Source organism: Gemmiger formicilis, assembly GCF_016901605.1.
Lineage (GTDB): Bacteria > Bacillota > Clostridia > Oscillospirales > Ruminococcaceae > Gemmiger > Gemmiger formicilis_B.
Window position 1 is genome coordinate 1 of record NZ_JACJKP010000128.1, and the last position, 8,510, is coordinate 8,510.

Consider the following 8,510-nt stretch of genomic DNA (forward strand, 5'->3'; position numbering starts at 1 on the left):
GGTAGGTCCGCAGCAGTTGGCCGCGGTGATGGACCAGTATCCCCACCGCGTGTTGTACAACGCTCTGGGTCGCCCCTATTTCAGCCTGCGCGTACAAAAGGGCGAAAATCCGCTGGTACTGCTTCGGGATGTGGTCACCCTGCTGCCCGGCGCTACGCCGTCTGCTTCCTGAACCACTCTTGCAAAAAACGCAAAAAAATCCCACCGGCAACTGCTGCCGGTGGGATTTTTATTGTTTTATTTGCTTTCTGCGCTTGTTCCGGGAGTATCCACTGTTTCTGTTTTTCCGGCGGACGCTGTGGTGGTGCGGATGATATACTGCGGACTTTTGTTCATGGTCATATACATACGGCCCACATATTCGCCCACCAGGCCCAGCATCATCATCAGGATGCCGTCCAGCAGCAGTACAATGGCCACAATGCTGGACCAGCCGGCGTCGATTTTATCCAGCAGGATAATCTTGCGCACCACAACCATGACCGCAAACAAAAAGCCCAGCACCGAAAACACCATACCCATCACGGTGGCGATCCGCAGCGGCTTGACGGAAAACGCGGTAAATCCGTTCATCCACAGGCTGAGCAGCTTGCCGAAGGTATAACCGCTCTCCCCTTCGGTACGGTCCCGATGGTCAATGGGAATGTTTTTGAAACGGGAGGTGGAACGCACCGCCAGCCCGTCCACATACGGGAAGGGATTGTCACAACGGACCATTTCATCAATGATGAACCGCCGGGCCGCATAGTAACTGGCCATATACAAGTCTTTGGGTTTGCCCATCAGCCAGGTAGCCATCCAGTCATTGACCTTGCTGCCAAAATTACGGAAGGCACTGTGATGCTTGGCCGGATAGCTGGCATACACGATATCGGTTTCTTCGTCCAGCGCGTCGATCAGGCGGAACATCTCGGACGGCGGCGTCTGGCCGTCATCGTCCAGGCTGACCACAATGTCCCCGCAGACATGGCGGTACCCCGCCATCAGCGCCGATGCCTGCCCGAAATTGCGGGACATACAGATGCCGAAAATCTGCGGATCTTCCTGTTTCAGGCGCAAAATTTCCTTCCAGGTATCGTCCGAAGGGTTATCGTTTACCAGAATGATCTCATAGTTATAGCGGCCGTCTGCCAGAACCGTTTGGCGGATCTGCCGCACCACCGGTCCCAGCGTTGCCGCGCTGTGGTAACAGGGAATCACAAAACTGAGCAGTTGCATGAAGTTTTTTCTTCCAGTCCTTTCACTTTTCCATCCAGGCACACAGCGTCGCTGCATCTTCCGCAGCAAAAAGGTAATACCCAAACCGTGTGGAAGAGTCGGTGACCATGTGATCCATGGGATCAATGGGGCTTTCTTCCAACATGGTAATGCCGGGTGCCTCGCGCAGAACCGCCCGCAGTTCCAGATCCCGCGGGCCAAAAACGAACCGCACACCGCAGGCAGGGTGGTGCGGGTGCCGGGTCATATCCGGGGCCTGGCCCAGTGCAATCTGGACCACCATCCCCACAAAATCCAAACCGGTGGTGTTGGGCACCAGATGACTGCCGATGCAGTCGCCGCCCATACGCCCGCCGATTTCGATCAGTTTGATGTTGCCCGCCTGATCGATCTTCAATTCACTGTGGGACGCGCCGTTTTGGATTTCCAGCGTATCCAATGCATGAAACACCACACTGCGGACTTTTTCCCGCATTTCCACAGTCAGCGGCGCCGGTTCCATATGTCCGGTTTCAATATACATCGGGGCGCCGGTGGTATATTTGAGGGTGATCTGCAGCAGATGATGCTCCCCACGGTAGGAAACACATTCCACGCTGTACTCCTGCCCGGTGACAAACTCCTCCACCAGAACCTTTTTCTCAAAGCTCTGTTCCCGTGCACGGACAATGGCAGCCTGCAAGGCAGCCGGCCGCTGTACTTCGGTAATGCCACGGCTGCCCGAACGGTCGGTGGGTTTGACGATCAGCGGATACTGCATATCGTTCAGCACCGAAAGATCGGTCCCCGGTTCAATCAGAATGGAACGGGGCGAAGGGTCGCCCGCCGCAGCAAAGGCTTCCCGCATTTTATGTTTGTTGGTAGATTTTTCGCAGCAGCGCATGCCGTTGCCGGGCAGGCCCATCTTTTCGGCCACATAGTTGACCGTCACAGCGGCAAGGTCACTTGCGATGGTACAAATACCGTCAATACCAATCTCCCGGCATTTTTCCAGAATGGCATCCTTTTCCACAATACTGATGGGATAAAAATGGTCTGCCATTTTCTCGCCCACGTCTTCCGCAGCCCAGGCAAACACGTGGGTCTCGCAATCCATATCCTTTGCTTTTTGGATCAGTGGTGCCTGCAAGTAGGACGCACCGATAATGGCAAGCTTTTTCATACTTTTCCTTCCTTACCCATGTTGCTCATGCAATATTATAGCATAGGCCATAGCAATTGGGAAGGATGGTTTTTCTTGTGTTTTGGAATTTTACAAGTTATAATCAAAAGGATCAATTGGCGGGAGGATTGCTTTATGAAAACTTTGCCCGGCGCTGCGCGCAGCATGCTGCGCTATCTGCGTGTCTGCTTCAAATGGCTGGTACTGGCCGTACTGGTAGGTTGTCTGACCGGCCCGTTGGGAGCCGCTTTCGGCCTGGCACTGGACTGGGCCAACGAGACCCGCGGTCTCCATGGCTGGCTTTTGTATCTTCTGCCCCTGGGCGGCCTGGTGATTGTGTTTTTGTACCGGCACTTTGACCCCAACGGCGGCGGTTCCACCAACCAGGTTTTTGCCGCTGTGCGGGAACGCCGTGTACTGACGCTGCGCACCGCTCCGCTGATTTTCTTCTCGACGGTTACCACCCACCTGCTGGGCGGTTCCAGCGGCCGGGAAGGTGCCGCGCTGCTGCTGGGCGGCTCGGTTTCCGGGCAGTTCGGCCGTCTGCTTCGGCTGGACCGCCATGACTGCCGCCTGATGACCATGTGCGGAATGGCCGGGGCTTTCTCTGCCATATTCGGCACCCCGCTGGCCGCCACCGTTTTTACCATTGAGGTCGTCAATGTAGGTTCCATGCAGTACGCCGCCCTGCTGCCCTGCCTGGTTTCCGCCCTGCTGGGTGTCTGGATCAGCAGCCAGCTGGGTCTGGCGCCTACCGCCTTCACCCTGGGTGCCACCGCCGAAGCCACCCCCGTGACGATTCTGCAGGTACTGGTTCTGGGCATACTGCTGGCCGGTTTGAGCATAGTATTTTGCGAACTTTTGCACACCGCCCCCAAGCTCTACGCCAAGTTCATTCCCAACCCCTATCTGCAGGTAGCGGCAGGCGGTCTGCTGATCATTGCCCTGACCAAACTGCTGGGCACCACCGATTACAACGGCGCCGGCAGTGCCGTGATTGCTGCGGCCATCGCCGGACAGGCGCTGCCCTGGGCCTTTGCACTGAAAATGCTGTTCACCGCCCTGACCCTGGGTGCGGGATACAAAGGCGGCGAGATCGTGCCCATCTTCTTTACCGGTGCCACTTTCGGCTGTGTGGTAGCTCCCCTGCTGGGTCTGCCCGCGCCCCTGGGTGCCGCCCTGGGTATGGTAGCCCTGTTCTGCGGCTGCACCAACAGTCCCCTGGCGTCCATCTGCCTGGGATTGGAAGTTTTTGGCGGGCAATGCCTGCCCCTTTTCGCTTTGGTCTGTGCAGTTTCCTACATGCTGTCCAGCTATTTCAGTCTGTATCATGAACAGCATTTCCTGCATTCCAAGCTGCGTATCGGCAGCGTACAATTCCTGCAGGGGCACTGGGCGGAAACCGACCCCAACGAGGAAAATTAAGTTGTATGCCGACGGGTTCCGTGGTATAATAAAGTGTTTTAGAAATAAGGACGGAGGGCGATCATGGACGCCATGCAGCATATTACCGGTCTTGTTCGCAAGGCCGTGCAGGATTATGAAATGATTGCCCCCGGCGACCGGGTTCTGGTAGGCGTTTCGGGCGGCAAAGACAGCGTGGTGCTGACCGTTGCCCTGGCCCGTCTGCGGGCCTACCTGGGCGTTCCCTTTGAACTGCAGGCCGTTACGCTGGACCCCTGTTTCGGCGGTGTGGAAACGGATTACACCCCCCTGGCGGAACTGTTTGCCGCGGAAAACGTACCTTACGAGGTACGCAGGACCGATATAGGCCCTGTGGTATTTGACTACCGCAAGGAGTCCAACCCCTGTGCCCTGTGCGCCAAACTCCGCCGCGGCACCCTGCATACCGCCGCCCAGCAGCTGAACTGCAACAAGGTGGCACTGGGGCATCACCTGGACGATGCCGTGGAAACTTTTTACATGAACCTTTGGCGGGAAGGCCGCATCGGGTGTTTTTCGCCGGTGACCTATCTTTCGCGCCGTGATTTGACCATGATTCGCCCGCTGCTGCTGGCTACCGAGAGCGAAGTCACCTCCGCCGTAAAACGGGCCGGATTGCCGGTGATCAAAAGCCGCTGCCCCGCCGACGGTGTGACCACGCGGGAAGAGACCAAACAGTTTGTCCGGGAATTCAGCCGCAAAGACCCGGCATTTCGCCAGAAAACACTGCATGCCCTGCAGGAAAGCGGCATTGACGGCTGGCGGCCGCTGCATACCGGCCGGAAGAAGGAGTGGGACCAATGAACGATCCGATTCTGGAAAAACACTGCTGGGCAGAAATTGACCTGGATGCCCTGCGTCACAATTTTTCTTTTATCAAGCGTACCATCAACGGTCCTGTCTGTGCCGTTGTCAAGGCGGATGCGTATGGCCACGGGGATATCGTAGTGGCCAGAGTCCTGCAGGAAGAAGGGGCGGCGGCCTTTGCCGTCAGCTGCCTGGCCGAAGCCAAACGGTTGCGCCGTCACGGCATCACCGTACCGGTTCTGATTCTTGGCTATGCCGACCCGGGCGAAGCACCGGTCCTGGCTCAGGATGATATTGCCACCGCCTGTTTTTCTACCGAGTATGCCCGAGCGCTCTCGGAAGCTGCGGTTGCCGCCGGCGTCAAGGTGAAAGTACACCTGAAAATCGACACCGGCATGGGACGCATCGGTTTTGCCGCCCAGAGCGACTGGCAGGCCGTGGTCCGGGAGCTGGAATCACTCTATTCCCTGCCGGGCCTGGAGATTGACGGCATCTTCCAGCATTTTGCGGTGGCCGACAGTCTGGACCCAGAGTCCCAGACCTATACCGACGGGCAATATGCTCTGTTCCGCAAAATTGTGGACCAGCTGCAGGCAGATGGCTACCGCACCGGCACCGTACACTGTGCCAATTCGGCCGCCCAGCTGCGCCACCCTGAATGGCGGAACGATATGACCCGTGCAGGTATTATCCTGTATGGCCTGGACCCCAGCGACGAACTGCATTTCCCGGTGTTGAAACCGGTCATGACCCTGAAGTGCATTGTGACCTTTGTAAAAGACCTGTTGCCCGGCCAGAGTGTCAGCTACGGGCGCACCTTTACCGCACAGACCCCCATGCGGGTGGCTACCGTCTGTGTAGGTTATGCCGACGGTTATCCCCGGATGCTATCCGGCAGCCAGGGGCAGGGCCTGATGATGGTCAACGGACGTCCCGCTCCCGTATTGGGCCGGGTTTGCATGGATCAGACCCTTTTGGACGTCACCAACATTCCCGGAGTGCATATGGGGGATGAAGTTACGGTGTTCGGCCCCGGCGCCCCCGATACGGCAGACACCATTGCCCGTAAAACCGATACCATCTCTTACGAAATTGTGTGCGGCATTGCCCGCCGCGTCCCGCGTGTATATATCGAGAACGGTAAAATCTGCAAGATTTGGAACGATTTGGAGGAAAATTGATGGCTCGCGATACGATCCGCAACTTTTGTATCATCGCCCACATCGATCACGGCAAGTCCACCTTGTCGGACCGCATGCTGGAGCTGACCGACAGCGTTGACAAGCGCACCATGACCGACCAGGTTCTGGACGACATGGACATTGAGAAAGAGCGCGGCATTACCATCAAAGCCCGCGCCGTTACCATGCGCTACAAAGCCGACGACGGCAAGACTTATGAGCTGAACCTGATCGACACCCCGGGCCACGTGGACTTCCAGTACGAAGTCAGCCGCAGCCTGGCCGCCTGCGAGGGTGCCGTTCTGGTCGTGGATGCCAGCCAGGGCGTGGAAGCCCAGACCCTGGCCAACTGCTATCTGGCTTTGGACCACAACCTGGAAGTCGTGCCGATTTTGAACAAAATCGACCTGCCCAGTGCCGACCCGGACACCGTCGCCAAAGAGGTGGAAGATGTGATCGGTCTGCCCTGCATGGAGGCACCGCGTGTGTCGGCCAAGCTGGGTGTCGGCGTAAAGGACGTGCTGGAGTGCGTGGTGCAGCAGATGCCTGCCCCCACCGGCGACCCGGACAAGCCGCTGAAAGCACTAATCTTTGACTCTATCTATGACAGCTACAAAGGTGTTATCGTCTATGTGCGCATCTTTGAAGGCACCGTGAAGCCCGGCGATACCATCCGCCTGATGAGCACGGGCGCCGAGTTCCAGCTGGTGGAAGTGGGCCACATGGGCGCCACCAGCCTGACCCCTTGTGAAAAACTGGAGGCCGGTGAAGTAGGCTACCTGACGGCCAGCATCAAAACCGTGCGGGATACCCGCGTGGGCGATACCGTCACGCTGGCATCCAATCCCACCCCTGAACCGCTGCCCGGTTTCCGCACCGTAACGCCCATGGTGTTCTGCGGTATCTACCCCGCCGACGGCGCCGACTACCCCGACCTGAAAGATGCTCTGGAAAAGCTGCAGCTCAACGATGCTTCTTTGAGCTTTGAGCCGGAAACCAGCGCCGCCCTGGGCTTTGGCTTCCGCTGCGGCTTCCTGGGTCTTCTGCACATGGAGATCATCACCGAGCGCCTGGAACGTGAATTTGATCTGGATCTGATCACCACCACCCCCGGCGTTCAGTATCGCCTGACGCTGACCGACGGCACCGTGGAGATCATCGATAACCCCGCTGCCTACCCGGACCCCACCCGGATCGTCAAACAGGAAGAGCCTTTCGTCAACGCCCACATTTACACCCCCAACGACTATGTGGGTCCGTTGATGGATCTGTGCCAGGCCAAGCGCGGCGTGCTCATCGACATGAAATATATGGACGAGACCCGTGTGGACCTGCACTATCAGCTGCCCCTGGGCGAGATCGTCTACGATTTCTTTGACGCTATCAAGTCCCGCAGCCGCGGCTACGCCAGCTATGACTACGAGTGGGAAGGCTGGCACGAAAGCAAACTGGTACGGCTGGACTTCCTGCTCAACGGCGATCCTGTGGATGCTTTGTCCATGATCGTATTCTCCGACAATGCCTATGCCAAAGGCCGTCGCATCTGCGAAAAACTGAAGGAGAATATTCCCCGTGCCCTGTTTGAAATTCCCATTCAGGCCGCGGTGGGCGGCAAGATCATTGCCCGCGAAACCGTAAAAGCCATGCGCAAGGACGTTTTGGCCAAATGTTACGGCGGCGATATTACCCGTAAGAAAAAGCTGCTGGAAAAGCAGAAGGAAGGCAAAAAGAAGATGCGTCAGCTGGGCAGCGTAACCTTGCCCAGCGAGGCCTTTACCGCCGTCCTGAAACTGGATTCCGATTCCTGATGATGTATGCAAAAAGCGGAGGACCGTATACACGGTCCTCCGCTTTTGTTGCGTTATTTTTACAGCAAGCTGCGGTAGAGTTCCTTGATTTCTTCCACACTGGTGTCACGGGGATTGCCCGGGCAGCAGGCATCGGCGAAAGCAGACTCAGCCAGGAACTGCACGTCCTCTTCTTTCAGGATGCCTTTCAGGTCTGCGGGGATGCCCACGTCGGCGGAAAGCTGCTTCACGGCGGCGATGGTGGCATCAGCTGCTTCGGCGTCGGTCATGGGATCAATACCTTCCACGCCCATAGCCTTGCCCACGGCACGATAACGGCCACCGGCCACGCTCTTGTTGTACTCAAGACCCGTGGGCAGGATGATGGCGCAGGCTACACCATGGGGGGTATCATACAGGGCGGAGAGACCATGGGCCATGCTGTGCACAATACCCAGACCTACGTTGGAGAAGCCCATACCGGCAATGTACTGGCCCAGGGCCATGCCCTCGCGGCCTTCCGGCGTGTTCTGCACAGCGCCGCGCAGGTTCTCGGAGATCAGGCGGATAGCCTCCAGATGGAACATATCGGAGATGGTGCAGGCGCCCTTGGTGATGTAACCTTCAATGGCGTGGGTCAGGGCGTCCATGCCGGTGGCGGCGGTCAGGCCCTTGGGCATGGACGCCATCATATCGGGGTCCACAACGGCCACTTCGGGGATATCGTTGGTGTCTACGCAGACAAACTTGCGGCGCTTCTCCACATCGGTGATGACGTAGTTGATGGTGACTTCGGCAGCGGTACCGGCAGTGGTGGGCACTGCGATGGTGAACACTGCATGCTTCTTGGTGGGCGCCACGCCTTCCAGGCTGCGCACATCGGCAAATTCAGGGTTATTGATGATGATGCCG

The 8,510-nt window shown here is 57.7% G+C and carries 7 protein-coding genes; 4 read left to right on the top strand and 3 right to left on the bottom strand.

The features are described from left to right. Positions 1–237: 237 nt before the first annotated feature. Entirely contained in the window at positions 238–1,218 is a 981-nt protein-coding gene (locus tag H6B10_RS10190) for a glycosyltransferase family 2 protein (protein WP_204651506.1), read from the bottom strand. A gap of 22 nt (positions 1,219–1,240) precedes the next feature. Beyond that, positions 1,241–2,380 (bottom strand): ATP-grasp domain-containing protein, encoded by a 1,140-nt coding sequence (locus tag H6B10_RS10195; protein WP_204651507.1) that lies wholly within the window; start codon positions 2,378–2,380, stop codon positions 1,241–1,243. A gap of 135 nt (positions 2,381–2,515) precedes the next feature. Here H6B10_RS10195 and H6B10_RS10200 point away from each other — a divergent pair, with 135 nt between their 5' ends. The 4 genes from H6B10_RS10200 (at position 2,516) to lepA (ending at position 7,619) form a co-directional block, all read left to right on the top strand. Then, positions 2,516–3,805 carry a chloride channel protein gene (locus H6B10_RS10200; protein ID WP_204651508.1) on the top strand — a complete coding sequence of 430 codons (1,290 nt, stop codon included), beginning with the start codon at positions 2,516–2,518 and terminating at the stop codon, positions 3,803–3,805. Positions 3,806–3,868: 63 nt separating this feature from the next. Further along, complete coding sequence (locus H6B10_RS10205) at positions 3,869–4,627, top strand: tRNA 2-thiocytidine biosynthesis TtcA family protein (RefSeq protein WP_204651509.1); 759 nt, start codon at positions 3,869–3,871, stop codon at positions 4,625–4,627. Beyond that, positions 4,624–5,811 (top strand): alanine racemase, encoded by a 1,188-nt coding sequence (alr, locus tag H6B10_RS10210; RefSeq protein ID WP_204651510.1) that lies wholly within the window; start codon positions 4,624–4,626, stop codon positions 5,809–5,811. The genes H6B10_RS10205 and alr overlap by 4 nt, the downstream gene beginning before the upstream one ends. Then, a complete protein-coding gene (lepA, locus tag H6B10_RS10215) occupies positions 5,811–7,619 on the top strand; it encodes a translation elongation factor 4 (protein ID WP_204651511.1) in 1,809 nt (602 codons plus the stop codon). Before alr ends, lepA begins: the two co-directional genes overlap by 1 nt. A gap of 59 nt (positions 7,620–7,678) precedes the next feature. Here the strand turns inward: lepA and H6B10_RS10220 are convergent. Continuing rightward, positions 7,679–8,510: iron-containing alcohol dehydrogenase (locus H6B10_RS10220; RefSeq protein ID WP_204651512.1), on the bottom strand; the 832-nt coding region annotated here is incomplete at its 5' end.